This window comes from Janthinobacterium sp. HH102, assembly GCF_001758625.2.
Classification (GTDB): Bacteria; Pseudomonadota; Gammaproteobacteria; order Burkholderiales; family Burkholderiaceae_D; genus Janthinobacterium.
Genome location: NZ_CP062062.1, coordinates 4,337,757 through 4,362,419, shown reverse-complemented (window position 1 = coordinate 4,362,419; position 24,663 = coordinate 4,337,757). Strand labels below are relative to the sequence as shown.

At 64.1% G+C, this 24,663-nt stretch carries 20 protein-coding genes and 1 pseudogene; 10 read left to right on the top strand and 11 right to left on the bottom strand.

Annotated elements, in window-relative coordinates; genetic code table 11:
* Window positions 1-128 precede the first annotated feature (128 nt).
* The 6 genes and pseudogenes from JAB4_RS19810 (at window position 129) to JAB4_RS19785 (ending at window position 7,992) form a co-directional block, all read left to right on the top strand.
* Entirely contained in the window at window positions 129-341 is a 213-nt protein-coding gene (locus JAB4_RS19810; RefSeq protein WP_139142989.1) for a hypothetical protein, read from the top strand.
* Window positions 338-1,198 (top strand): alpha/beta hydrolase, encoded by an 861-nt coding sequence (locus JAB4_RS19805; protein ID WP_070219498.1) that lies wholly within the window; start codon window positions 338-340, stop codon window positions 1,196-1,198. Before JAB4_RS19810 ends, JAB4_RS19805 begins: the two co-directional genes overlap by 4 nt.
* A 271-nt stretch (window positions 1,199-1,469) precedes the next feature.
* The gene (locus JAB4_RS19800; protein ID WP_070219499.1) at window positions 1,470-2,723 is read left to right on the top strand and encodes an efflux RND transporter periplasmic adaptor subunit; all 1,254 of its coding nucleotides are present in this window, start codon (window positions 1,470-1,472) and stop codon (window positions 2,721-2,723) included.
* 2 nt (window positions 2,724-2,725) lie between these two features.
* Window positions 2,726-5,926: an efflux RND transporter permease subunit gene (locus JAB4_RS19795; protein ID WP_070219500.1), complete on the top strand. Its 3,201-nt coding sequence runs from the start codon at window positions 2,726-2,728 to the stop codon at window positions 5,924-5,926.
* A gap of 44 nt (window positions 5,927-5,970) precedes the next feature.
* Complete coding sequence (locus JAB4_RS19790) at window positions 5,971-7,416, top strand: efflux transporter outer membrane subunit (RefSeq protein ID WP_070219510.1); 1,446 nt, start codon at window positions 5,971-5,973, stop codon at window positions 7,414-7,416.
* A 172-nt stretch (window positions 7,417-7,588) separates the two neighbouring features.
* Window positions 7,589-7,992: pseudogene (locus JAB4_RS19785) on the top strand (fasciclin domain-containing protein).
* Window positions 7,993-8,047: 55 nt separating this feature from the next.
* On the opposite strand, the gene JAB4_RS19780 reads toward JAB4_RS19785, so the two are convergent.
* The 8 genes from JAB4_RS19780 to JAB4_RS19745 all read right to left on the bottom strand — a co-directional run bounded on the left by JAB4_RS19780 (window position 8,048) and on the right by JAB4_RS19745 (window position 14,887).
* The gene (locus tag JAB4_RS19780; protein WP_071650178.1) at window positions 8,048-8,320 is read right to left on the bottom strand and encodes a hypothetical protein; all 273 of its coding nucleotides are present in this window, start codon (window positions 8,318-8,320) and stop codon (window positions 8,048-8,050) included.
* Between the two features lie 45 nt (window positions 8,321-8,365).
* Window positions 8,366-8,710, bottom strand: a complete 345-nt coding sequence (locus JAB4_RS19775; RefSeq protein ID WP_070219501.1) for a hypothetical protein — start codon at window positions 8,708-8,710, stop codon at window positions 8,366-8,368.
* A gap of 114 nt (window positions 8,711-8,824) precedes the next feature.
* Window positions 8,825-9,847: a serine hydrolase gene (locus JAB4_RS19770; protein WP_070219502.1), complete on the bottom strand. Its 1,023-nt coding sequence runs from the start codon at window positions 9,845-9,847 to the stop codon at window positions 8,825-8,827.
* A 63-nt stretch (window positions 9,848-9,910) separates the two neighbouring features.
* Window positions 9,911-11,146 carry a PepSY-associated TM helix domain-containing protein gene (locus tag JAB4_RS19765; RefSeq protein WP_070219511.1) on the bottom strand — a complete coding sequence of 412 codons (1,236 nt, stop codon included), beginning with the start codon at window positions 11,144-11,146 and terminating at the stop codon, window positions 9,911-9,913.
* Between the two features lie 15 nt (window positions 11,147-11,161).
* On the bottom strand, window positions 11,162-13,330 hold the full coding sequence (locus JAB4_RS19760; RefSeq protein WP_070219503.1) for a TonB-dependent siderophore receptor: 2,169 nt from the start codon (window positions 13,328-13,330) through the stop codon (window positions 11,162-11,164).
* A 279-nt stretch (window positions 13,331-13,609) separates the two neighbouring features.
* Window positions 13,610-13,954, bottom strand: coding sequence for a hypothetical protein (locus JAB4_RS19755; protein ID WP_070219504.1), 345 nt, complete (start codon window positions 13,952-13,954; stop codon window positions 13,610-13,612).
* A gap of 39 nt (window positions 13,955-13,993) precedes the next feature.
* Window positions 13,994-14,335, bottom strand: coding sequence for a hypothetical protein (locus tag JAB4_RS19750; protein ID WP_070219505.1), 342 nt, complete (start codon window positions 14,333-14,335; stop codon window positions 13,994-13,996).
* Between the two features lie 222 nt (window positions 14,336-14,557).
* Window positions 14,558-14,887 (bottom strand): hypothetical protein, encoded by a 330-nt coding sequence (locus JAB4_RS19745; protein ID WP_070219506.1) that lies wholly within the window; start codon window positions 14,885-14,887, stop codon window positions 14,558-14,560.
* A gap of 212 nt (window positions 14,888-15,099) precedes the next feature.
* Here JAB4_RS19745 and ligD point away from each other — a divergent pair, with 212 nt between their 5' ends.
* Window positions 15,100-17,586: a DNA ligase D gene (gene ligD, locus JAB4_RS19740; protein WP_070308402.1), complete on the top strand. Its 2,487-nt coding sequence runs from the start codon at window positions 15,100-15,102 to the stop codon at window positions 17,584-17,586.
* Here the strand turns inward: ligD and JAB4_RS19735 are convergent.
* The 3 genes from JAB4_RS19735 to JAB4_RS19725 all read right to left on the bottom strand — a co-directional run bounded on the left by JAB4_RS19735 (window position 17,570) and on the right by JAB4_RS19725 (window position 21,859).
* A complete protein-coding gene (locus JAB4_RS19735) occupies window positions 17,570-19,882 on the bottom strand; it encodes a PAS domain S-box protein (protein WP_070219439.1) in 2,313 nt (770 codons plus the stop codon). The two genes, ligD and JAB4_RS19735, sit on opposite strands and share 17 nt — an antisense overlap.
* A 120-nt stretch (window positions 19,883-20,002) precedes the next feature.
* Window positions 20,003-20,878 carry a Ku protein gene (locus tag JAB4_RS19730; RefSeq protein ID WP_070219438.1) on the bottom strand — a complete coding sequence of 292 codons (876 nt, stop codon included), beginning with the start codon at window positions 20,876-20,878 and terminating at the stop codon, window positions 20,003-20,005.
* Window positions 20,879-20,881: 3 nt separating this feature from the next.
* On the bottom strand, window positions 20,882-21,859 hold the full coding sequence (locus JAB4_RS19725; protein WP_070219437.1) for an SDR family oxidoreductase: 978 nt from the start codon (window positions 21,857-21,859) through the stop codon (window positions 20,882-20,884).
* Window positions 21,860-21,986: 127 nt separating this feature from the next.
* Between JAB4_RS19725 and JAB4_RS19720 the strand changes: the two genes are divergently transcribed.
* The 3 genes from JAB4_RS19720 to JAB4_RS19710 all read left to right on the top strand — a co-directional run bounded on the left by JAB4_RS19720 (window position 21,987) and on the right by JAB4_RS19710 (window position 24,662).
* Window positions 21,987-22,568: a TetR/AcrR family transcriptional regulator gene (locus JAB4_RS19720; RefSeq protein ID WP_070219436.1), complete on the top strand. Its 582-nt coding sequence runs from the start codon at window positions 21,987-21,989 to the stop codon at window positions 22,566-22,568.
* Window positions 22,569-22,635: 67 nt separating this feature from the next.
* The gene (gene sulP / locus JAB4_RS19715; RefSeq protein WP_070219435.1) at window positions 22,636-24,276 is read left to right on the top strand and encodes a sulfate permease; all 1,641 of its coding nucleotides are present in this window, start codon (window positions 22,636-22,638) and stop codon (window positions 24,274-24,276) included.
* 2 nt (window positions 24,277-24,278) lie between these two features.
* The gene (locus JAB4_RS19710) at window positions 24,279-24,662 is read left to right on the top strand and encodes an Imm1 family immunity protein (protein WP_070219434.1); all 384 of its coding nucleotides are present in this window, start codon (window positions 24,279-24,281) and stop codon (window positions 24,660-24,662) included.
* The last annotated feature ends 1 nt before the right edge of the window (window position 24,663 follow it).

The window sequence follows — 24,663 nt, the reverse complement described above, 5'->3', positions numbered from 1 at the left end:
TCGTGATTATTCAGAATCCTGAACAATCAATTCGGCATTGCACTCTTTATCAGATTGTAGATCAAGTCTATAGTTGTTGTACTGCAGCATAAATGTGATGCCGCAGGAAGTACAACAGGAGAAACATCATGGGTCATCGGAATGGAAACTTTGCAGTATTCGCCTTGGCGGCGAGCCTGCTCGCTCTGGCCGCGATGGTATCGACGGATGCCTACTCGCTGGCGGCGCAAAGCGAAGCGAGCGCTTATAGCGCCCTGACCCATGAAGTGGGCGGCATCGCCCTGTTGTGCCTGAACGACGCGGTACGCGATGTGGCCGTGCAGCCGGTGGTGGCGCAATGAGCATTGCCGACACCACGGCCGAACTGGCACCTGGCCAGGCGCTGAAGATACGCGACATCCAGGTGCAGGGCGCGCAGGATGCGCTCGGCGCGCGCGTCTATACGGCCGGCGTGCCGGGCGCCAAGCAGCCGAACCTGATGGTCTTCTTCCATGGCGGCGGCTTTGTGGCCGGCGACCTGGACGACGCGGACGACTTCCTGCGCTGCCTCGTGCTGAGCAACCCCGACCACGTGGTGCTGGCCGCGAACTACACGCTGGCGAAGGTGCGGCCATTCCCCGCCGCCGTCGAAGATGCGCATGCCGTGCTGCTGTGGGCGAAAAAGAACAAGTCCAAGCTGGGCTGGACGGGCAAGCAGATGGTGGTGTCGGGCATCGAGGCGGGCGCCAACCTGGCTGCCGTGTGCGCCATGATGTCGCGCGACCGGGGCGGCCCGCCCCTCGCGGGCCAGGTGCTGATCATGCCCATGCTCGACCCCGGCCTGTCGACCTGTTCGATGCGCCACTTGCCGACTTGTCCGGACCTGGCCGAAGTGGCGGACCAGTGCGCCGCCGCCTACCGCGGCTACCTGCCGAATGCCGCTGACCGCACCCACCCGTACGCGTCGCCATTGCAGTCGAGCCGCCTGAAGAACCTGCCGCCAGCCTTGATCTTGTCCAGCGAAGATGACCCATTGCGCGACGAGGCTGAACAATACGGCAGTAAATTGATCGCCTGCGGCATCAAGACCACCGTGCGGCGCATGGCCGCCGCGCCGCTGCAGGACGCTGGCGCCCGTAATGAATGCGCCTGCAAGGTGCAGGTATTGAGCGAAATTAGCAGTTTCGTCGCCGGACTGGGGCAGGAGCCCGAGTCATAAAGCCGCCATCTGCGGCACTGCAAAAAAACTTACACTAATCAGTTTACTTTTTGAGTTTCGGTTGCTACACTACGCAGTGTAGTTCCCTTCCTGTCTGCGTTGTGCGTTCGCACAGCCAGCTTCGTCGTCCCCGTCCGCTTTCAAGCAGCTGGCGGCCTGTTTACCTTTGATCGAGCGCCGTCGGGCGCCATGGCACCACCATTCACTTTTTCAGCTGGGTTGCTTTCTGTCGCCCATATCATTAGAAATTTTCATAAAACAGGGAAATAAAATGAAAAACGTTCAACAATTTTCCACCTTAGGTACACTCATCAAGCCCCTGGCGGCCTCGCTCGCGCTGGCGGGACTGGTGGCCGTGAGCCTGGCCGGCTGCGATTCGGCCAATAGCAAGGTGCCCGACGCGCCAGCGGCCGGCGGCCCGCCCATCTCGGCCGCCGCCGTCGTTGAAAAACAGATCACGGAAACGCAGGAATTCTCGGGCCGCCTGGAAGCGATCGAGCGCGTGGAAATCCGCTCGCGCGTCGGCGGTTTCATCACGGCCGTCAACTTCAAGCCGGGCAGCGAAGTGAAGAAGGGCGATGTGCTGTTCGTCATCGATCCGCGCCCTTTCCAGGCTGAAGTGTCGCGCGCCGAAGGCACGGCCGCTTCCGCCCGCGCCAAGGCGGAACTGGCCAAGCTGGAACTGTCGCGCGCTGAAAAGCTGCTGGCCGAAAAAGCCATCGCCCAGCGCGAATTCGATGAAAAGGCCTCGGGCCTGAAAGAGCTGGACGCGAATGTCCGTTCGGCGCAAGCCGCGTATGAAGCGGCCAGGCTGAACCTGTCGTACACGCAGGTGCAGGCGCCGATCAGCGGCCGCGTCAGCAAGGCGGAAATCACCGTCGGCAACCTGATCGACGCTTCCGCCATTTTGACGTCGGTGGTGTCGACGGACCGCATCTACGCCAGCTTCGACGGCGATGAAGATACCTATCTGCGCGTGGCCGGCACGGCGCAAAAAGGCACGCCCGTCACCGTCAAGGTGGGCCTGGCCAATGAAACGGGCTTCCCGCACGAAGGCAAGCTGGAATTCGTCGACAACCAGCTCGACCCGGCCACGGGCAGCGTGCGCATGCGCGCCACCTTCGCCAACGCCGAGCGCCAGCTGGTACCGGGCCTGTTCGCGCGCATCCAGCTCGATGGCGGCAACGGCCCGCACGCGCAAAGCACGGCACTGCTGATCTCCGACCGCGCCGTCGGCACGGATCAAAGCCGTAAATATGTCTACGTGGTGGGCGCCGACAACAAGGCCGAATACCGTGCCGTCAAGCTGGGCCCGAACTCGGACGGCTTGCGCGTGGTGCGCGAAGGCTTGAAGGCGGGCGAAAAAATCGTCGTCAACGGCCTGCAGCGCGTGCGCCCCGGCGCGCCCGTGACGCCGCAGATGGTGGCGATGGATTTCGACCCGACCGCGCCCGTCGCTCCCGCAAAACCTGAAGTAAAAGACGCCAAGATCGCCGCGAAAGCAGCATCGACTTCCAAGGAATAAACATGAATTTTTCCCGCTTTTTCATCGACAAGCCGATTTTCGCGGCGGTGCTGTCGATCGTCATATTCGTGGCCGGGCTGCTGTCGATATTCGGCCTGCCCATCTCCGAATATCCCGACGTCGTGCCGCCATCGGTGGTGGTGCGCGCGCAATACCCGGGCGCCAATCCGAAAGTGATCGCCGAAACCGTGGCCGCGCCGCTCGAAGAGCAGATCAACGGCGTCGAGAACATGCTCTACATGTCCTCACAAAACACGTCCGACGGCGCGATGATGCTGACCGTGACCTTCAAGATCGGCACCAACGTCGAGCAGGCCGAGACGCAGGTGCAGAACCGCGTGCAGCGCGCCTTGCCGCGCCTGCCCGAGGAAGTGCGCCAGATCGGCGTGACGACGGTGAAATCGTCGCCGAATCTGACCATGGTCGTGCACCTGGTGTCGCCGAACAAGCGCTATGACGATATGTACCTGCGTAACTACGCGGTGCTGAACGTCAAGGACCAATTGGCCCGTTTGCCCGGCATGGGCGACATCCAGATCTTCGGCGCCGGCGACTATGCGATGCGCATCTGGCTCGACCCGCAAAAGGTAGCGGCGCGCGGCATGACGGCCAATGACGTCGTCGACGCGATCCGCGAGCAGAACGTGCAGGTGGCCGCCGGCGTGATCGGCGCCTCGCCAGCGAAGAACTCGGACTTCCAGCTGACCGTCAACACCCAGGGCCGTCTGCAGACGCCCGAGGAATTCGGCGCCATCATCGTGCGCACCAATGCCGACGGCGCCGTGACGCACCTGAAGGACGTGGCGCGCGTGGAAATGGGCGCCAACAGCTACTCGCTGCGTTCGCTGCTGAACAACAATCCTGCCGTCGGCATGGGTATTTTCGAAGCGCCGAACGCCAACGCGCTGCAATTGTCTTCCGATGTGCGCGCCAAGATGGACGAACTGAAAAAAGACTTCCCGCAAGGCGTGGAATACCGCATCGAGTACGACCCGACGCAGTTCGTGCGTTCGTCCATCGAAGCCGTGATCCACACCCTGCTCGAAGCGATTGCCCTGGTGGTGCTGGTGGTGATCATCTTCCTGCAAACCTGGCGCGCATCGATCATCCCGCTGCTGGCCGTTCCCGTCTCCATCGTCGGTACCTTTGCCGTGATGCTGGGCTTCGGATTCTCGATCAACACCCTGTCGCTGTTCGGCCTCGTGCTGGCCATCGGTATCGTCGTCGATGACGCCATCGTCGTGGTGGAAAACGTCGAGCGCAACATCGAGGAAGGCCTCTCGCCGCGCGACGCCACCATCCAGGCCATGAAAGAGGTCAGCGGTCCCATCGTCGCCATCGCCCTGGTGCTGTGCGCCGTGTTCGTGCCGATCGCCTTCGTGCCCGGCCTGTCGGGCGAGTTCTATCGCCAGTTCGCGCTGACGATCGCCATTTCGACCGTGATCTCCGCTTTCAGCTCGCTGACCCTGGCGCCGGCCCTGTCGGCCGCTCTCTTGAAACCGCACGATGCGCCGAAGGACGCGCTGACACGCGGCATGGACATGGTCTTCGGCCGCTTCTTCGCCTGGTTCAACCGCTTCTTCGGCCGCGCCTCGCACCGCTATGAAGCGGGCGTGAAGGGCGTGTTGGGCCGCAAGAGCGCCTCGCTGGGCGTGTATGCGCTGCTGGTCGTTGCCGCCATCTTCACCTTCAAGTCCGTGCCGGCCGGCTTCGTGCCGGCGCAGGACAAGCAATACCTGGTGGGCTTTGCGCAATTGCCCGACGCCGCTTCGCTGGACCGCACGGAAGATGTCGTGCGCCGCATGTCCGACGTCATCAAGTCGGTGCCCGGCGTCGAATCGACCATCGCCTTCCCCGGCCTGTCGATCAACGACTTTACCAACGCGCCAAACGCCGGCATCGTCTTCGCCACCCTGAAGCCGTTCGACGAGCGTACTACCAAGGAGCTGTCCGGCGGCGCCATCGCGGCCGAGATCAACAAGCGCCTGGGCGGCATCCAGGATGCCTTCATCATGGTCTTCCCGCCACCGCCTGTGAATGGCCTCGGTACCATCGGCGGCTTCAAGATGATGATCGAAGACCGCGGCAATCTCGGTTACGACGCGCTGTACAACGCCACCCAGGCACTGGCCGCGAAAGCGTACCAGACGCCGGAACTGGCGGGCGTGTTCTCGGGTTACCAGATCAACGTGCCGCAACTGTTCGCCGACGTAGACCGCGTGAAAGCCAAGCAGATGGGCGTGCAGCTGCAAACGATTTACCAGACCTTGCAGATCAACCTCGGTTCGCTGTACGTGAATGACTTCAACCAGTTTGGCCGCACCTACCAGGTGCGCGTGCAGGCCGATGCGGCATTCCGTTCGCATGCGCAGGATATCGCGCAGCTGAAGGTACGCAATGACAAAGGCGAGATGATCCCGCTGTCGTCGCTGATGCGCGTCAAGGACAGCTATGGTCCGGACCGCGTACAGCGCTACAACGCGTATGCAGCAGCCGATTTCAATGGCGGCGCAGCCCCTGGCGTATCGAGCGGCCAGGCGCAAGTCGCGCTGGAACGCATCGCCAAGGAAGTGCTGCCGCAAGGGATTTCGTATGAGTGGACGGAACTGACCTACCAGGACATCTTGTCCGGCAATACGATGATCTATGTCTTCCCGCTGTGCGTGCTGCTGGTGTTCCTGGTGCTCGCTGCCCAGTATGAAAGCTGGACCCTGCCGCTGGCCGTGATCCTGATCGTGCCGATGTCGATCCTGTGCGCGCTGTTGGGCGTCAAATTGACCGGCGGCGACAACAACGTGTTCACCCAGATCGCGCTGTTCGTGCTGGTGGGGCTGGCATCAAAAAATGCCATCCTGATCGTGGAATTTGCCCGCGAACTGGAAGAGCATGGCCGCACCGTCGTGCAAGCGGCGCTGGAAGCGTGCCGTCTGCGTCTGCGTCCGATCCTGATGACGTCGATCGCCTTCATCATGGGCGTGGTGCCACTGGTGTTCTCGCACGGCGCCGGTTCGGAAATGCGCCATGCGATGGGCGTGGCGGTATTCGCCGGCATGCTGGGCGTGACCTTCTTCGGCCTGTTCCTGACGCCCGTGTTCTACGTACTGCTGCGCACCCTGGCGCAGCGTTTTGAGAAAAAACCAGCCGCCGCTGCCGCCAAGCCTGTCGCCGCGCCAGCGCTGGACCTGGAAGGAGATATATATTGAAAACCAATGCAATCATCCGGCGCGCGGCGCCCGTCTTGAGCGCCATGGCCGCCGCAGTCCTGCTGGCCGCCTGCGCGGCGCCCGAGTTCAAGCAGCCGCAGATCGAGACGCCGGCGGCGTTCAAGGAAGCACAAACCTTGCCTGCCGTGCAGACGGCAGCCGACGGCACGCGCTGGAAGCAGGGCGTGCCGGCCGAGCGCCAGGCGCGCGGCGAGTGGTGGCTGGCGTTCAATGATCCGGCTTTGACTGGCCTGATCAACGAGGCCACGCAGGCGAACGCCAACCTGGCCGTGGCCGCCGCCCGCGTCAAGCAGGCGAGGGCGATTGCCGGCATCGCCGAAGCGGACCGCATTCCGCAAGTGGGCGTGAACGTGGGCGGCCAGCGCAACCGCGCTTCCGCCGTGTCGCTCGGCTTGCCGAACGGCGCGCCGGTGGCGGCGACCAACGTCTACCAGGCCAACCTGACGGCCAGCTACGAAGTCGATCTGTTCGGCAGGGTGGCATCGAACGTCAGCGCCTCGCGCAGCGATGCGCTGGCCGTGGAAGCGACTTACCGCTCGGTGCTGCTGTCGCTGCAGGCCGACGTGGCGCAAACCTACTTCCAGCTGCGCGCCACGGACGCCGAACTGGCGACCCTGGAACAGACGGTGCGCCTGCGCGAGGAAAGCGTGCATGTGAACCAGCGCCGCTACGACCTGGGCGACATCGGCGAATTCGACCTGTCCCGTGCCCGCACGGAGCTGTCGACCGTGCGCGCCGAAGCCATCGGCCTGCAGCGCCAGCGCGCCACCAGCGAGCATGCGCTGGCCGTCCTGCTGGGCAAACCTGCCGCCAGCTTCACGGCGGGCGTCAACCCGCTGCAGGATAGCGGCTTCCTGCCCGTGATCCCGGCCGGCATGCCGTCGTCCTTGCTGGAACGCCGTCCCGACATCGCCTCGGCGCAGCGCACCATGGAAGCGTCGAATGCGCGTATCGGCGTGGCCAAGTCGGCCATGTTCCCCGCCTTGAGCCTGAACGCTTCCGGCGGCGGCGCGTCCGATACCTTCTCGGACATCTTCAAGTGGAGCAGCCGCTCCTGGCTGCTGGGCGCCCTGATGTCGATGCCGATCATCGACGGCGGCCGCAACAAGGCGGCCGTGAGCCGCAGCGAAGCGCAGCTGGAAGAGTCGGTGGCGACGTATCGCCAGAGCGTGCTGGTGGCCTTCGCCGAAGTGGAAGACAACCTGGCCGGCCTGCGCATCCTGTCGGGCCAGACGCAGCAGATCGACGAAGCCGTCGTCTCGGCGCGCCGCTCGGCCGACCTGGCGCAAAAGCTGTACGACGCGGGCCGTTCCAGCTACCTCGATCTGCTCGATGCGCAGCGCAACCTGGCGGCCATCGAGCGCAATGCCGTGCAGCTGCGCGGCAACCGCGCCGTCACCACGGTGGCGCTGATCCGCGCCCTGGGCGGCGGCTGGGGCGAGACGGAGCCGCAAGTCGCGGCCAACTAGTATCCCGGCTATAAGCCAGCCAAGAACGGCGTCGTGCATTGCACGGCGCCGTTTTTTTATGGTTGGCGCAGGTCGGCTCAGCGCTGTAGGTCGGCTTAGCGCGCAGCGCGTAAGCCGACAATACCCTGTTCATCACGTCCATGCTGGCCGCCAGCGCCCCCTTTGCCGCCGCATGGCGACCATGGTCGGTGGCCAGAGCATGTATCCGTCCAGGGACATCGTCGACAACGCCGTCAATTCGGCCGACCACACGAGCCTGGTCGCCGCCGTGAAGGCGGCTGGCCTGGTCGACACCCTGGTCAAGCCGGAAACAAGGCGACCCTGACGAAAATCCTCACCTACCACGTGGTGCCCGGCAAATACGACTTCAAGGCGCTGGCCAGGGAAATCAAGATGCATGACGGTAAAGCCACCTTGCCCACGGCCAGCGGGGGCAAGCTGATGTTCGCCATGAACGGCATGCACAACATCGTGGTGATGGATGAAGGCGGCAACAGCGCCAACATCAGCACCTATGACGTGTACCAGTCGAATGGCGTGATCAATGTCATCGACACGGTGCTGATGCCACAATAAGCGGACGAAAAAAAAGACAGGGAAAACCCTGTCTTTTTGCTTGCTGCGGCCGTGATTACTTGGCTGGCGCTGCTGCTGGTGCGGAAGCTGCTGGTGCGGCCGGAGTTGCTGGCGTTGCCGGCGTTGCTGGTGCCGCTTTCTTCGCCTTGTGATGCTTGGCTTTCTTGTGCGTCGCTGGCTTGACGGCTGCTGCCGGGGCTTCGGCCTTGACGACAGGGGCGACGACAGGAATCGGTGCCACTGGAGCGACTGGCGCGACGGCTGGCGTCTGGGCGAAAGCGGCGGTGGCGAACAGGCTGGCGATCAGGGTGGCGATAACTTTTTTCATGATGAGATCCTTGGTGTTTTTTCGGGTGAATGCAGTGGGAAGAAATTACTTCGCTGGAGCCGCTTCAGCGGTGGCCGATGCCAGCTTTTCGTCAGCCTTGGCCTTGGTTTTCTTGGCTTTGTGGTGGGCTTTGGCCTTGGTGGTGGCCGCTTCCGCTTTGGCGCTGGCGACGTCCGTCTTGGCGGCGACGACGGCTTTCGCTTCTTTCGCGTCCGCTTTGACGACCGTTTGCGCTTCCTTGGCATCGGCTTTTACGACGGCCTTGGTGTGGGCCGCTTCCACTTTGGCGGGAACCGAGGCTGCCGGGGTGGCTGCAGGAGCTGCAGGCGTCTGGGCAAAGGCAGCGGTTGCGAACAGGCCGGCGATCAGGGTAGCAATTACTTTTTTCATGGTGCAGTCCTCAGTGGTGGTTGTCTGGTGTATCTGTTGGTGCCGGGATGATTCCCGTGTCACTGAGCATAAAACGCGGCCCCGGACGCTTGCGTTGACGGTCATTACAAACGCTTACATCTGCGTGGCATCGGCTTTCAGGATGGCTTTCAGGATGTCTTCCGAACGGCGCTGCCCATGCGCCTTGCCGTAGGCGCTGGATGCCACGCTCACCACCATGCGACGCGTGGGAATCACATAGATCTTGTTGCCGCCATTGCCCGAGGCGAAATACACGGCGATTTTTTGTCCTCCGATCTCCTGCGTCTTCGCGTACCAGAAATAGCCGTAGCTGTCGGCGTAGCGGTCGACGGCGCCGACGGCCACGCGTGGCGCCAGCACCGCGTGCAGCCAGGCGGCGTCGATGACCCTCTTGCCGCCAACTACGCCATCGTCGAGCATCATCTGGCCGATCTTTGCGGTGTCGCGCGCGCGCAGCGACAGATTGCCCTGTCCCTTCGGATGGTTGGCCACGTCGCGGCCCCAGCTCCAGCGCGTGATGCCCAGCGGCGCGAACAGCACCTTGGCGGCGTAGTCTTCCAGGTCGGCGCCGCTGGCGTTTTCCACCACCCTGCCGGCGATGTACGCCCCCAGCGAGTTATAGCGGTAGGCGCTGCCCGGCTTTGTTGCGGCCGGCACGCCGCGCACGAAGGCGGCGGGGTCGGGCGCCGCATCGAGCTTGTCTTCATTGCCGGGCGACTGTTCGTCTTCATCGAAGGCGGCCAGGCCCGAACGCATGGTCAGCACGTCGTCGAGGACGACCTTGCCCGCCGGGCTGCCGGCCACTTCGGGCCAGTAGTCGCCCACGGTTTTTGTCGTCGCCAGCTGGCCGCGCGCCACGGCCGCACCGGCCAGCAGGGCGGTGATGCTCTTGCCGGCCGAGCGGATGTCGTGCAGGGTATCGGCCGTCTCGCCGTTGTAATAGCGTTCGGCGACGATGGCGCCGTCGCGCAGCACGACGACGGCGCGCAGGTCGCCGTGGCTGTCGCGGTCCTGGGCTTGCAGGACTTGCGCGATGGTGCCGGGGTCGCTGTCCTGTGCCATGGCGGCGCAGGACAGGAGGAGGGTAGTCAGCAAGGACAAGGACAGGCGGCGCATGGACAGCTTTCGTGGCGATGGTCGGATCGCCAGTGTCGCCCAGTTGCGCCGTTTTGTGGCGTTTTACTGCACCTGCTTGCTGAAGTTGGCATGCAGCGGCGCCGGCGCCTTGCCGGTCTGCGCCGCGCGGGCACGGCGCTTTCTCAGCCAGATGATCAGGCCCGTTGCGCTCAGCATGGCCACCACCAGGCCCATGGCGGAAATCAGGATACGCCCGGGCAGGCCCAGGATGCGGCCCGAATGCAGGGGGAATTGCGCCTGCAGGAAGATGTCGCCCGCGCTGCCCGTGCCGGGCACCACGCCTCCCGCCGGCTTGCCGTCGCGCCCGTCGAAGTACAGCCATGCATTGCCCAGGCCGCCGTCGCCATGGTCGTTGTCCGCCGCGAAGAAACCGACGCCATACAGGCCGTAGGCGGAAGAATAGAACACGCCGCCGGCCGGCAGCGTCCAGCCCCGTCTTGCCGCTTCCGTCTTCGCCAGCGCCACGGCCTCTTCGCGCGTCAGCAGCGGCTCGATGGGGTTCCCGGGGGGCTGCGGCGTGCGGCTGTCGAAGGCGTTCGGGCTGAGCGTGGACAACTTCGCGACCAGGGGACGCATCACCTGGGTTTGCAGATTCATCGACACGGACGTGACGGCCAGCACCAGCAGCAGCAACCAGACCCACACGCCGCCCGAGCGGTGCAAGTCAAAGTTCAGCCTGTGGCCCCCTTCGCGCCAGCGGAAGGCCAGCGACTTGCGCCAGCTGCGCCAGTTTGGAAACGACAGGTATAGGGCGATGCCGCAGTCAAGGACCCACACGATGCCGATGATGCCCATGAACCACACGCCCAGTTCGATGCCCCAGCCATCGGGAATGTGCATGGTGTAGTGCAGTTTATACAGGAAGGGCAGCAGGTTTTCGCGCGTCAGCGAGACCGCGCCCCACAGGCGCGTGCCCTGGATGGCGCCCGTGGCCGGGTCGACGGCCACCTGGTTGAAGCCCGGCTCGAACGGCTTGCCGGTGGCCGGGTCGGGCCGGCCTTCCACCGCGATCAGCGCCGTGTGGCCAGGCTCGATCGCCGTGAGCGCGTAGTTCACGCGCAGGCGCCGGTCCTGCGCCTCGAGCTGGCGCGCCAGTTCCAGCCCCGATTTTGCGGGGCCGACATCGGCGGCGCTGGCGGCGCGGAACAGCTGCGGATTGAGCCAGGCGTCGAGCTCGTGATCCCACGAGATCACGGCGCCCGTCAGGCCGGAAATGAACAGGAAGAGCGCCGCCGCCAGGCCGAACCAGCGGTGCAGAACAACCATGGGAGGACGCAGTCGCATGGCGGCTCCCTAGTACTTCCAGCTCAGGGTGGCGCTGCCATTGCGGCCTGCCGCGTACAGCGACTGGGTCCAGTACAGGCTGGTCAGGTGCTTCTTGTCCGTCACATTGTTCAGGTTCAGCGACAGGCTGACGTTGCGGCTGATGGCGTAGCTGGCCATCAGGCCCAGTTGCGCGTAGGCGCCCTGGTGCAGGGTGGTGCTGTCGTCGACCTTGTTGTAGATGGCGTCCTGCCAGGTCAGGCTGGCGCCCAGCTTCAGCGCCGGCACGGCCGGCACGTGATAGGTGGTGGCCAGGTGAAAGCGCTTGCGCGGGATGAAGGTGCGCGCATCGTGGCCGTCGTCGCCTTCGATGCGCAGCTGCGCATAGCCGGCGTTCGCCTGCCAGCCTTTCGCCAGCTCGCCCGAGGCATCGAGCTCGAAACCCTGCGATTCCGAATCGACGCCCTTGTAGAACGTCTTGAGGTCGGGCGTGGTGCCGGCCGCTTCGGCCACGTTCTTCTGGCGCGTCTTGAACAGGGCGCCGGACAGGTTCAGGCGGCCGTCGAACCAGTCGCTTTTCAAGCCCGCTTCCAGGCTCTTGCCGGTGGCCGCCGCCAGGGTCTGGCCCGTGCGGTCGATGCTGCTTTGCGGGTTGAAGATTTCCGTGTAGCTGCCGTAGGCCGACACATGGCGGCCGATGTCGTACACCAGGCCCACGTAGGGCGTGGTATCGCTCTGCGACTTGGCCTGGCTGACGCCATACGCGCTGCCCGTGCTGTCGGCCTTGACGGTGTTCACGCCCGCCAGCAGCTTGGCGTTGTCGGCCAGGTTGAAGCGGGCGGCCAGGTAGGCATTCTTGCGTTCGTCCTTGTAGGCGCTGCCATTGGTCGATGCATCGAAGAGCGGTTCCGGGTAGGAGCCGTCGAAGGCCGCGCCGTTCGGCAGGGCCGTGCCGATGCCGCGGCCATAATACGACACGTCGTCGAGCGTGGACTTCGACCAGGCCAGGCCCATGCTGAGGTCATGCCGGCGCCCGGCCAGCGCAAATTTTCCCGTGGCGGCGACATCGAGCAGGCGCTGCTTGTTGGCCGAGGCATAGCGCGAAGGGTAGCTGAACAAGCCGTCGCCCGTGGCCTTGTCCGGCGTGCCGTAGACGTAGAACAGTTTGGAATCCGAGGTGGAGCGGTTGTAGGTGGCCGTGGCCGTCACGCGCCAGTCGGCATTGAACTGGTGCGCCAGTTCGGCGAAGGTGCTGTTGTTGAGGATGCTCCAGCGCGACCAGTCGGCCGACGTCGAGGCGGAAACCGGGTAGTCGGTGGGCGTGCCGTCCTTGTAGGCGACGGGCAGGGCGCCCCACATGCCGCCTCTGGCCAGGTTGTTCTGGTAGCTGTGGCCCACGGCCAGGCGGGTGTCCGGCGTCAGTTTCGCTTCGACGATGGCGTAGGCGACATCCTTGCGCGGCGAGTAGCGGTCCAGGTGGGAATCGCCTTCCTCGTGCGCGGCGACGAAGCGGGCCGCCACCTTGCCGTCGCTGCCGAGCGGCGTCGAGACGTCGGCATCGACGCGGCGCGTGTTCCAGGAGCCCAGCGTGACGCCGGCAGCAGCGGCCAGGCCCTGGGTCGGGCGCTTGCGCACGAAGTTGACGGTGGCCGACGGATTGCCGGTCGAGGAAATCAGGCCATTCGCGCCGCGCACGATGTCGACGCGCTCGAACAGCGCCGTATCGAGGTCGCCCATCACATTGCCGAAGACGAAAGGAATGCCGACGCCGTCGAACTGGAAGTTGGTGATGTCGTAGCCGCGCGCCGTGTAATAGGTGCGGTCCGTTTCCACCGCTTCCACCGTCACGCCCGTCGTTTGCGCCAGCACCTTGCTGGCGTTATCGAGCCTGAAATCGTCCATTTGCGCGCGCGTGACCACGGAAACGGCCTGCGGCGTCTCGCGCAGCGACAGGTCGAACTTGCTGGCCGAGGCGCTTTTGCGCGCCGTGTAGGCGTTCGCGTCGCTGCTGCCAGTGACGGTAATGGTTTGCATCATGGGCGTGTCTTCGCCAGCGTCATCGGCGGGGGCGCCGTCGGCGCCATGTGCCATGCCGGCGCCGAGCGCCAGTGAAATGGCCAGGGCCAGCGGGCGCAACGACAGCGCGGCGGGGCAGGATGGGGTGGACGATGCGGCGGAAAGAACGGTGCGACCTGGCATTGAAACGGCTCCTGAATCAAGGATGAGAATGAGAATAATTCTCAATTCTATTTGAGGAGGCGCCGGAATGGGGATTTTTTGTGACTGAAAAGCGTTGTTTTTTTACATCTTTACACGGTTTTACGTGGAAAGCTCCTGCTCCCGAGCGTAAGTATCGGTCATGCGCAGCCGATGCCGGGCGCGAAAAAAAAAGACAGCCGAAGCTGTCCTTGGTATTCGGGGCGAAGCCGCCACGGAAGCGCAGACCCGGCGGACGCGCTCCCGTGGCTACCGCCGCGATTACTTCGCTGGCGCTGGCGCAGGTGCTGCCGGTACGGTTTCTGCCGCTTTCGTTGCGTCCGCTTTCACTTTCGCTTTGCTGGCCTTGTGATGGGCCTTGGCCTTGCTGACCTTGGCGTCGGCCTTGGCGCTGGCGACATCGGCTTTCGCATCGGCGACGACGGCCGCTTCTTTCGCATCGGCTTTCACGACGGCCTTGGTTTCCTTGGCTTCCGCTTTTGCTACGGCTTTCGTGTGGGCCGCTTCCGCCTTGGCGGGAACCGGTGCTGCGGGGGCGGCAGGGGTTTGGGCGAAGGCGGCGGTAGCGAACAGGCTGGCGACGAGGGTGGCGATAACTTTTTTCATTGTATTGTCCTGGAGAGTGGTAAGCGATTGTCTGGGTGATTACTTGGCTGCTGCCGGTGCTGCTTCAGCGGTGGCCGATGCCAGCTTTTCGTCAGCCTTGGCCTTGGTTTTCTTGGCTTTGTGGTGGGCCTTGGCTTTCGTGGTGGCCGCTTCCGCTTTGGCGCTGGCGACTTCCGTTTTCGCGGCGACGACGGCTTTCGCTTCTTTGGCGTCCGCTTTCACGACCGTTTGCGCTTCCTTGGCATCGGCTTTTACGACGGCCTTGGTGTGGGCCGCTTCGACTTTGGCGGGCACTGCCGGAGCTGCTGGGGCTGCGGGCGTCTGGGCAAAGGCAGCGGTTGCGAACAGGCCGGCGATCAGGGTAGCGATTACTTTTTTCATGGTGCAGTCCTCAGTGGTGGTTTGTCTGGTGTATCTGTTGGTGGTGGGATGATTCCCGTGTCACTGAGCATAAAACGCGCCCCGGAAGCTTACCGTTGACCTTGTTTACACTTTCTTACAATCAGGTGTTTTATAGGATGTTGCTGCATGATGCTGGTATGAAAATGAAAAAAGACAGCCGAAGCTGTCTTTTTGTGTGGCGCAAAAAATGCGCTGTGGGGATTACTTGGCTGCTGCTGCGGTCGCTTCAGTTTTGGCTTCGTCAGCCTTGGCCTTGGCTTTTTTCGCTTTTTTGTGGGCTTTGGCTTTGGTGACGGCGGCATCGGCCTTGGCGCTGGCGACGTCGGCTTTGGCATCTGCAGCGACAGCGGCTTCTTTCGCATTGGCTTTCACCACGGCCTTGGTTTCTTTTGCTTCTGCTTTAGCCACTTCCTTGGTGTGCTTGGCTTCGGCCTTGGCCGGCGCTGCTGGTGCTGGGGTTTGAGCAAAGGCTGCGGTAGCGAACAAGCCGGCGATCAGAGTAGCGACAATGTTGACAGTGCGTTTTTTCATGATGCAGTTCCTCGAGAAGTGGGGTTGTAGTTCAGGAGATGCATTTCCCCTGTCACTGAGCCAAAAACGCGCCGTGCGGCAATTGCGTTGACACGTTTTCTCTCAATTACAAACACTTACATTTGCCGGGGCAGGCGCTCTGTTAGCTGGCGTACCGCGCCTTGGCCCCTGGCGGCCTAGACTCGATGCCATCGTCACCGCATGGGTCCGCCATGAAAGCCGCCTTGAAAACCTATCAAGCCAAGCGCAACTTCGCCGTCACGCCCGAGCCTGCGGCGGGCGGCGAGGCGGCGGGCGGCGGGCTTACCTTCGTCATCCAGAAGCATTGGGCCAGCCGCCTGCACTATGACTTTCGCCTGGAACTGGACGGCACGATGAAAAGCTGGGCCGTGCCGAAAGGCCCCAGCTACGACCCGCGCGACAAGCGCATGGCCGTGCAAGTGGAAGACCACCCGATTGCCTACGCCAGCTTTGAAGGCACGATCCCCGAAAAACAGTATGGCGCGGGCAAGGTCATCATCTGGGACAAGGGCACGTGGCAGCCCCAGCCGGCCACGCCCGATGCGCGCAAGGCGCTGGCGGCCGGCGAGCTGAAATTCACCGTACATGGCCACAAGATGCACGGCAAGTGGGTGCTCGTGCGCATGAAGGGCAAGGGCGAAAAGCAGCCCGCCTGGCTGCTGATCAAGGAAAAAGATGAATATGCCCGGCCGGCGCTGGAATTTTCTGTCGTCGACGAATTCCCCGACAGCGTCAAGCACAAGGCCATGCCCAGGCGCAAACACAGCGCGGAGCAGGCGGCTGCGCCAGCCGCGAAGCTGCCAGCCGCCCTGTCGCCGCAGCTGGCCACGCTCGTCGATGCGCCGCCGCCAGACGCGCAAGACTGGATGTTCGAGGTGAAATTCGACGGTTACCGCATCCTCGCGCGTTGCGATGGCGAACGGGTCAGTTTGATCACGCGCAATGGCAACGACTGGACGGCGAAACTGCCGAAGCTGCGCCAGGCGCTGGAAAAGCTGGGCTTGCCGCCTGGCTGGTATGACGGTGAAATCGTCGTCAACGACGCCAGCGGCCACCCGGATTTTGGCGCCTTGCAGCGCGCCTTCGAGGCGGACACCACCAGCGAGATTGTGTATTACCTGTTCGACGTGCCGTTTTTCGACGGCCACGATCTGCGCGGCCAGCCCGTCGAAGCGCGCCGGGCCTTGCTGGAACAGCTGCTGCAGCGCTTGCCCGCTTCGCCGCTGCTGCGCTTCAGCGAAGCGCTCGACGCCAAGCCCCGGCAATTGCTGGCCCACGCCTGCCGCCTGGGGCTGGAAGGGGTGATTGGCAAGCGGCGCGGCTCGCCCTACGTCACGCGGCGTTCCGGCGACTGGATCAAGCTCAAATGCGGGCTGCGCCAGGAATTCGTCATCGGCGGCTATACGGCGCCGCAAGGCGCGCGCGAAGGCATCGGTTCGCTGCTGCTGGGCGTACACGATGACCAGGGCAAGCTGCGCTATGCGGGCAATGTGGGCAGCGGCTTTGACGATGCGGCCTTGCGCGACTTGCGGCGCCGCCTCGACGCCCTGACCATCGAGACGAGTCCGTTCGCGGGCAAGGCGGGCGGCGTGCGCCAGCCCATCTGGGTCAAGCCGGCGCTGGTGGCCGAGGTCGGCTTTGCGCAATGGACCAGCGGCGGCGCCGTGCGCCACGCCGTGTTTCACGGCTTGCGTGCGGATAAACAGCCGGTCGCCATCGTGCGCGAGCGGCCACAGCGAATCGACAGGGAGAAGACGATGCCAAACCAATCCAGGCCGGACAGCGTCTTGCCGGCCAGTTTCAAGGTCAGCCATGCGGACAGGGTGATCGACCAGGACAGCGGCGCCAGGAAGATCGACCTGGTGCGCTACTACGCGCTCGTGGGCAAGCTGATGCTCGTGCATTTGCGGGGCCGGCCCGTGTCGCTGGTGCGCGCGCCGTCCGGCGTGGGCGGCGAGCTGTTTTTCCAGAAGCATGCGGACACGTCCGCCATGCCCGGTGTCAAACAGCTCGATCCCGGCCTCGATCCCGAGCATGCCAGCATGCTGGAAGTGGCCAGCGTACAGGGCCTGTTGTCGGCTGCGCAATGGAACGTGGTGGAATTTCATACGCAAAACGCCCTGGCCAGCGCCTATGACACGCCGAACCGCCTGGTGTTCGACCTGGACCCGGGCAAGGGCGTGGCCTGGCCCGCCATCCGCGAAGCGGCCGTGCTGCTGCGCGCCTTTTTGACGGAACTGGGCTTGCCCGCCTGGCTGAAAACCAGCGGCGGCAAGGGCTTGCACGTGGTCGTGCCGATCCGCCCGAAACACGACTGGGATACGGTCAAGGCGTTTTCGCAAGCCATCGTGGCGCACATGGCGCAGCTCATTCCCCAGCGTTTTGTCCTGAAAAGCGGACCGTCCAACCGGGTCGGCAAGATCTTCATCGATTATTTGCGCAATGGCCGGGGCGCCACCACCGTGTGCGCGTGGTCGGCCCGCACGCGTTCGGGGCTGGGCATTTCCGTGCCGCTGGCCTGGGAGGAGCTCGACCAGCTGAAGGCGGGCGACCAATGGAACGTGGGCAATGTCCACAGCCGTCTCGACGTGGGCAACGCGCCGTGGGCTGGCTATGCGCGCAGCGCGAAAGGGCTCGATGCGGCGATGAAAAAGCTGGCCTTTACGCCTCCGGCTTGAATGTCACGGTGGCGCGCGCCAGCTGCAGGGCTTCGTCGATGGCGGCGTTGAGCTGGGGAATCTCGACGGGTTTGGTCAGGTAGCGGAAAAAGCCCGCGGCCAGGCCATGCCGGATGTCGCCCTTCATGGCGTTGGCCGTCAGGGCGATGACGGGAATGTGCGCCGTGCGCGGATCGTTGCGCAGAATGCGTTGCGCCTGGTTGCCGTTCATGCCGGGCAGGTTGATATCCATCAGGATGACATCGGGCTGGCGTTCCAGCGCCAGCGCGATGCCCTGGCGCGCATCGGTGGCCGAGATCATGCGCAGATGCGGCAGGAAGCTGACGATGTCTTCCACCAGGCGCAGGCTGGCCGGATTGTCTTCCACGTACAGCAGCAGCGCCTGGCCGCTGGCGTCGTCCCCGGCGTCGCCGGCAGGCTCGGATAGCCCCTCCGTATCCAGCGGCATGCTGTCGGGCGGCGCGGCCATGGTGTCGAGTTCGATCCAGAACACGCTGCCCTCGCCAAGGCAGCTGTGCACGCCCATGCGTCCGCCCATCAGTTCGACCAGGCGCTTGGTGACGACCAGGCCGATGCCCGTGCCTTCTTCGCTGCCGGCCTCCTGCCCCAGGCGGTTAAACGGCTGGAACAGTTCGGCCATCTGCGCGTCGTCCAGCCCCTTGCCCGTGTCGCGGATGGCGATGCGCACGCACAGCGCATCGGGCTGCGAAATTTCCAGCTCCACCTTGCCGGCCGGGCGGTTGTACTTGATGGCGTTCGACAGCAGGTTCAGCAGCACTTGCTTGAGGCGCGTATGGTCGGCCCTGAGCGTCAGCGCTTCGCAGGCGGGAAAGATCAGGTGGATCTGGCGCTGCTGCGCCTGTTCTTCCACCATCACGCGCACTTCCTCGATCAGCGCGGGCAGCGTCACCGCTTCCATCGACAGGCTCAGGCTGCCTGATTCGATCTTCGCCAGGTCGAGGATTTCATTGATCAGGGTGAGCAGGTGGCGTCCCGAGGTGACGATGTTTTGCACGAAGGTGCGTTTTTGCAGCACGGTGGCGGGCAAGGCTTCGTTGGCCAGCAGCTGGGCAAAGCCGAGGATGGCGTTCAGCGGTGTGCGCAGCTCGTGCGACATGCTGGTGAGAAAACGGTCCTTCGCCTGGCTGGCCCGCTCGAGTTCGACTTTCTGCTCGTTGAGCGTGCGTTCGATGCGCTTGCGCTCGGAGATGTCGCGGATGGCCGACGACACGAGCACGCCTTCGTCCGTTTCCAGCGGCGACAGGCTGATTTCGACGGGGAATTCGGTACCATCGCGGCGCAAGCCGTACAGTTCCAGCCCGGCGCCCATGGAGCGGGCGCGCGGCGCCGTGGAAAACGCATGGCGGTGGCGCGGATGGTCCATCGCGTAGCGGGCCGGGATCAGCACTTCCACATTGCGCCCGAGCAACTCCGCGCGCGAGTAGCCGAACAGGCGTTCCGTCTGCGAGTTGACGAGCACGATCTCGCCATCGCCGTTGACGATGACGATGGCGTCCGGCGCCGATTCGAGCAGGCCGCGGAACTTCTGCTCGGCGCGGCGGCGGTCGCTGACGTCGCGGATGGCGCTGATGACGAAGGTGCCGATTTCCGTCTGGATGGGCGACAGGCTGATTTCGACGGGAAACTCGATGTTGTCCTTGCGCAAGCCCAGCAATTCCAGGTCGGCGCCCATGGTGCGCGTGCGGGGCTGGTCGAAATAGCGCGCGCGGTGCGCCACGTGCGAATGGCGCAGCCGTTGCGGCAGCAGACTATCGATTTGCCTGCCGTTCAATTCGCCTTCCGCGTAGCCGAACAGGCGCTGCGCCTGCTGGTTGGCCAGCACGATGGCGCCCGTGGCATTGACCATGATGACGCTGTCCGGCGTCGATTCGAACAGCACGCGGTAGCGCACCTCGACGAACTGGGCGTCGCGTGCCGCCTTCAGCAAGGTCGTGTCTTTCATGGTGGAAATCAGGTAGCGGGGGGCATCCGCCCCGGCCTGTGCGACCTGGCATGCGACATCGACGTGGATGAGTTCGCCATCCTTGCGCCGCCGCAGCGATTCGCGGTCGTAGCTGCCATGCAGGGTCAGCTGTTCGTCGATCAGCTGTGCCGCCTCGGCTTGTCCGGGCAAGGAGATCAGCTCCCACAGCGTGCGGCCCAGCGCTTCGTCGTTGGCATAGCCGAAGATGCGCTGGGCACCCACCGTCCAGCGCACGACGGCGTGCTCTTCGTTCGTGATGACGACGCCGCCAGGGGCGCCGCTGAGGATAAGCTGATCTAACTCGGCATCCATTTTTTTCCGCACGCGAGACAGGGCTTGCCGGCTGGCAGGCCTGTGCATAACGTAGCGAGAAGCTTGATCAAAGTCAATGCATTTATAGTATTGACTATTCTCGGTGGCGTGGGGCGTGCCTCAGGCCGCCTTGCGCCTGGCGGACGCCGTTTTGCGCGCGGGGGACGCGGCCGTCCGCTTGCGGGCCGACGCCGCGGACGCCTTCTTGCCCAGGCTTTGCTGCAGCAGGGCGACCAGGTCGATCACATTGCTGGCGTGTTCCTCTTCCGGTTCGGGGGCCGGCGGCGTGATGGTCTTGGTCTGTTTCGCCTTGATTTTCTTCTTGACCAGCGCCAGAACGTCTTCGCGGTAGCTGTCGTGGTATTGCTCCGGTTCCCACGCTTCGCTCATGCCTTCCACGAGCGACAGGGCCATCTTGAGTTCCTTATCGGAAATGCCGGCCGCCTTCAGGGTGCTGGCGGGCAAGTCCAGGTCATCCGTGGGGCGGATTTCATCAGCGTAGCGCAGGGTGTTGAGCACGATGGCGTCGCCCACGCAGACGAGCGCGCACAAATGCTGCTTGGTGCGCATGACTACGCTGGCGATACCCACTTTGTTAGCTTTGCGCAAGGTTTCGCGCAGCAGCGCATAGACTTTCTCGCCGCCCTTGGCGGGCAGCAGGTAATACGGGTGCTCGTAAAAGGTCAGCGGCACTTCCGCCGCATCGACAAAGGTCAAAATATCGATGGTTTGCGTGGCCTTCACGTTCGCCTGCCTTAAATCCTCGTCGGACAGCACCACGTACTCGTCCGTCTTGTATTCATAGCCCTTGATGATGTCGTCCCACTCGACTTCCTTGCCCGTCTGCTTGTTGTAGCGCTTGTAGCCGATGGGCGCGAAGTCGCGCCGGTCCAGCATGGACAAGTCCAGTTCGTGATCGAGGCTGGCAGAAATCAGCTCGACGGGAATGTGCACGAGCCCGAAGCTGATGGCGCCTTTCCAGAGTGCGCGCGCCATAGGCTAGTCTCCCACGCTGCCGGTGACGGGCAGGACAATGCCGCTGATGTAGCTGGAACAGGCGGGCGAGGCCAGGAAGACATAGGCGGGCGACAGTTCCTCGGGCTGGGCCGGGCGGCGCATGTCCGTGTCCTGGCCGAATTTCTCGATCTCCTCGGGCGACTTGTCGGCCGGATTGAGCGGCGTCCAGACGGGGCCGGGTGCGATGGCGTTCACGCGGATGCCCTTGTCGAGCAGGTTGCCGGCCAGCGCCATGGTGAACGCATGGATGGCGCCCTTGGTGGTGGAATAGTCGAGCAGGTGCTTGGAACCCTGCAAACCCGTCACGGAACCCGTGTTGATGATGGACGCGCCCCGCCGCAAATGGGGCAGCACGGCCTTGGCCATGTGAAAGTAGCCGTAGACATTCGTTTTCATGGTCAGGTCGAAGCGTTCTTCGCTCAGGTCCAGCAAGGATTCGGCGTGCTCCTGGAAGGCGGCGTTGTTCACCAGCACATCGATGTGCGTGAAGCGTTCCAGCACCTGGCTGACGGCTTGCTGGCAAAAGCCCTGGTCGCGCACGTCGCCGGGGATCAAAAGACAGCTTTGGCCTTCCGCTTCCACGTAGCGCTTCGTTTCGTTGGCGTCCGCGTGTTCGTTCAGGTAAATGATGGCGACATCGGCCCCTTCGCGCGCGTACAGCACGGCCACGGCGCGCCCGATGCCCGAATCGCCGCCCGTGATGACGGCCACCATGCCGGCCAGCTTGCCGCTGCCACAGTAATCGGGCGCCAGGAAGCGCGGTTTCAACTGCATTTGCCCCTCGATGCCCGGTTTGTCCAGGTGCTGGGCGGGCAGGGGTGTGCCTGGCTGGCTGCGGCTGCCCGTCTGTACGGGCTGCTTGCTGTCCTGTTTGCCTTTTGCTACGGCATCACGGCCATCCTGCTCCTGCTGGATGGCGCGCTGCAAGTTGCCGGCGGACTGGTCTTTGTTTTCGTTCATGCTGGCCTCCCTGGAAACGAAGACCCAGTATCGGCGCGGCGCCGGCATCAAACGGTGCGCTTGCTAACAGAGTGGCGCAAACGGGCGTAAAGTTATATGATGATTGACATAAATGTAGGAGGGCAGCATGAAAGTGAGCAGGGAGCAGGCGGCGCTGAACCGCGAGCGCATCGTCGACGTGGCGGCAAGATTGTTCCGCGAAAAGGGCTATGACGGCATCGGCGTGGCCGACCTGATGAAGAACGCGGGCCTCACGCATGGCGGCTTCTACGGCCATTTCGCGTCCAAGGAAGACTTGATGATCGAGGCGTGCCAGCATGCCTTGAACAAGTCGCTGGAAGGCTGGCGGGCGAAGGTCGCCAGCGACCCGCAGCGGGCGCTGCCGGCCATCATCGACAGTTATCTGACCACCCGGCACCGCAACCAGCCGGGCGGCGGCTGCCCGGCGGCGGCCATGGGCGTCGACGTGGCGCGCATGTCGCCCGGCGCGCGCCCCGCGTTTACGCAAGCCACGCGGCAGCAGTTCGCGCTGCTGGAAGGCTTGCTGCCCGACGGCGCGCCCGATGGTACGCCGGAGCGGCGGCGCCAGCAGGCCATTGCCACGTTTGCCGCCATGGTGGGCGCCATGGTGCTGGCCCGTTCCGTCGATGACGAAGCGCTGTCGGCGGAAATCCTCGATGCCGTGAAGGCGCAATTGCTGCCAGACTGATCGCGTTCCCCCTGTCAGCCGGCCTCGTCGCATGATAGGCTTCGGTTTTCAGATTTTGGGATCATCCATGCTGCTCTGGCTCAGGCAATACCGGCGTCCTCTGTTGGCCGGAGACATCACCGCCGGTATCGTTGTCGCCATGATGATGGTGCCGCAAGGCATGGCTTACGCCTTGGTGGCCGGTTTGCCGCCCGTCGTGGGCATTTACGCCAGCATCTTGCCGCCCGTGCTGTACGCCTTGTTCGGCAGCAGCATGACGCAATCGGTGGGCCCCATGGCCATCGTCTCGCTGATGACGGCCGCGGCCCTGGCGCCGCTGGCCGACCCCGGCTCCTCGCTGTATATCGTGCTGGCCGCCCAGCTGGCCTTCATCAGCGGCCTGGTCCTGCTGCTGTGCGGCGTGCTGCGGCTGGGCTTCATGGCCAGCTTTTTGTCGCGTCCCGTGATCAGTGGTTTCAGCAATGGCGCCGCCATCCTGATCATCTGGGGCCAGATCACGCCCCTGCTGGGGGCCACCTGGCCACACTGGCACGCGCCCAGCCTCGTGCTGGGGCTGTCCGGCCTGCTGTTCCTGTGGCTGGCCAAGCGCTACGCATCGCGCCTGCTGCAGCGCTGCGGGCTGAACAAGGTGGCGGCCGACGTGGGCGCGCGCCTGGCGCCGATGGCGCTGGTGCTGGCCGGCATCGCACTCGTCGCCTATGGCGGCCTGGCAGCGATGGGCGTGCAGACGACGGGTCACGTGCCCAGCGGCTTGCCGGGGCTGAATCTGGCCACCTCGGGCGCCCATTGGCGCACCTTGCTGTCGCCGGCGTTGCTGATCGCTTTCATTATCTTCCTGATGAGCATGTCCGCCGCCCAGACCCTGGCGCAAAAACGCGGTGAAAAACTGCAGACGAACCGGGAACTGCTGGGCTTGGGCGCGGCCAACGTGGCCAGCGCGCTGTCGGGCGGCTTTCCCGTCACGGGCTCGATTTCGCGTTCGGCCGTCAATTTCCAGGCGGGCGCCAACACGCCCCTGGCCAGCATCATCACGGCGGGCCTGCTGGCGCTGGCGCTGGTGGCGCCCACGGGCTGGCTGGCCCTGCTGCCGCTGCCCGTGCTGGCTGCCACCATCATCTTTGCCGTCAGCAGCCTGCTGGACTGGGATACCTTGAAATTGTCGTGGCGCTACGACCGCAGCGATGCGCTGGCCCTGCTGGCGACGACGGCCGGCGTGCTGGTGCTGGGCGTGGAAGCGGGCGTGGTGATCGGCGTGCTGTTGTCGATGGGCACCCTGATCTGGCGCGCCAGCCGCCCGCATATCGCGGTGCTGGGGCGTATTCCGAATAGCGAGCACTTCCGCAACGTGGAGCGCTACGAGGCGCAGACCTTGCCCGACGTCTTGCTGCTGCGCATCGATGCGGGCCTGTTCTTTGGCAATGTGGAAGCCGTCACGGAGCGCGTGGAAGACGAGTTGCGCGGCCACCCGACGGCGCGCCACCTGGTGCTGGTGCTGTCGGCCGTCAACCAGATCGACAGCACGGCCTTGCTGGGCTTGATCGAGCTCAACAGCACGCTGGCCAAGCGCGGCATCAGCCTGAACCTGGCCGAGGTGAAGGGCCCCGTGATGGACCGTTTGCGCCAGAGCAGCTTATTGAAAGACCTCAGCGGCAAGCTGTATCTGAGTACGGCCCTGGCGACGAACGATTTAAGTGGAGAAAACGCGTGAGCATGGAACTGAATCTGCACGGCGAGCCGCGCGTGGTAGATGGACTTGTTGCGCTGGAACAGGCGCTGCTCGAAGCACGCGCCCTGGCCCAGTGCGAGCTGTGGCTGACCGTGGCGACCGATGCGGAACAGGGCCCGGCCCTGTGCATGCTGCGCAATGGCGGCAACGCCTGGCTGATGTATCTGTCGGGCCAGGATGACCTGAGTTTTCACTCGCTGGGCGACGAGGAGGCAGACGGCGGTTGCAGCTATCTGCTGGCCAATGGCCAGGTGGATGAGTATCCGGAAGCGTGGTGCGTGGACGTGGAACACTGCCAGCATGCCTTTGCCGCATTTTTCAGGACGGGCGGCGCGCGGCCCGCCGCCATCGCGTGGGAGGCGGATTGAC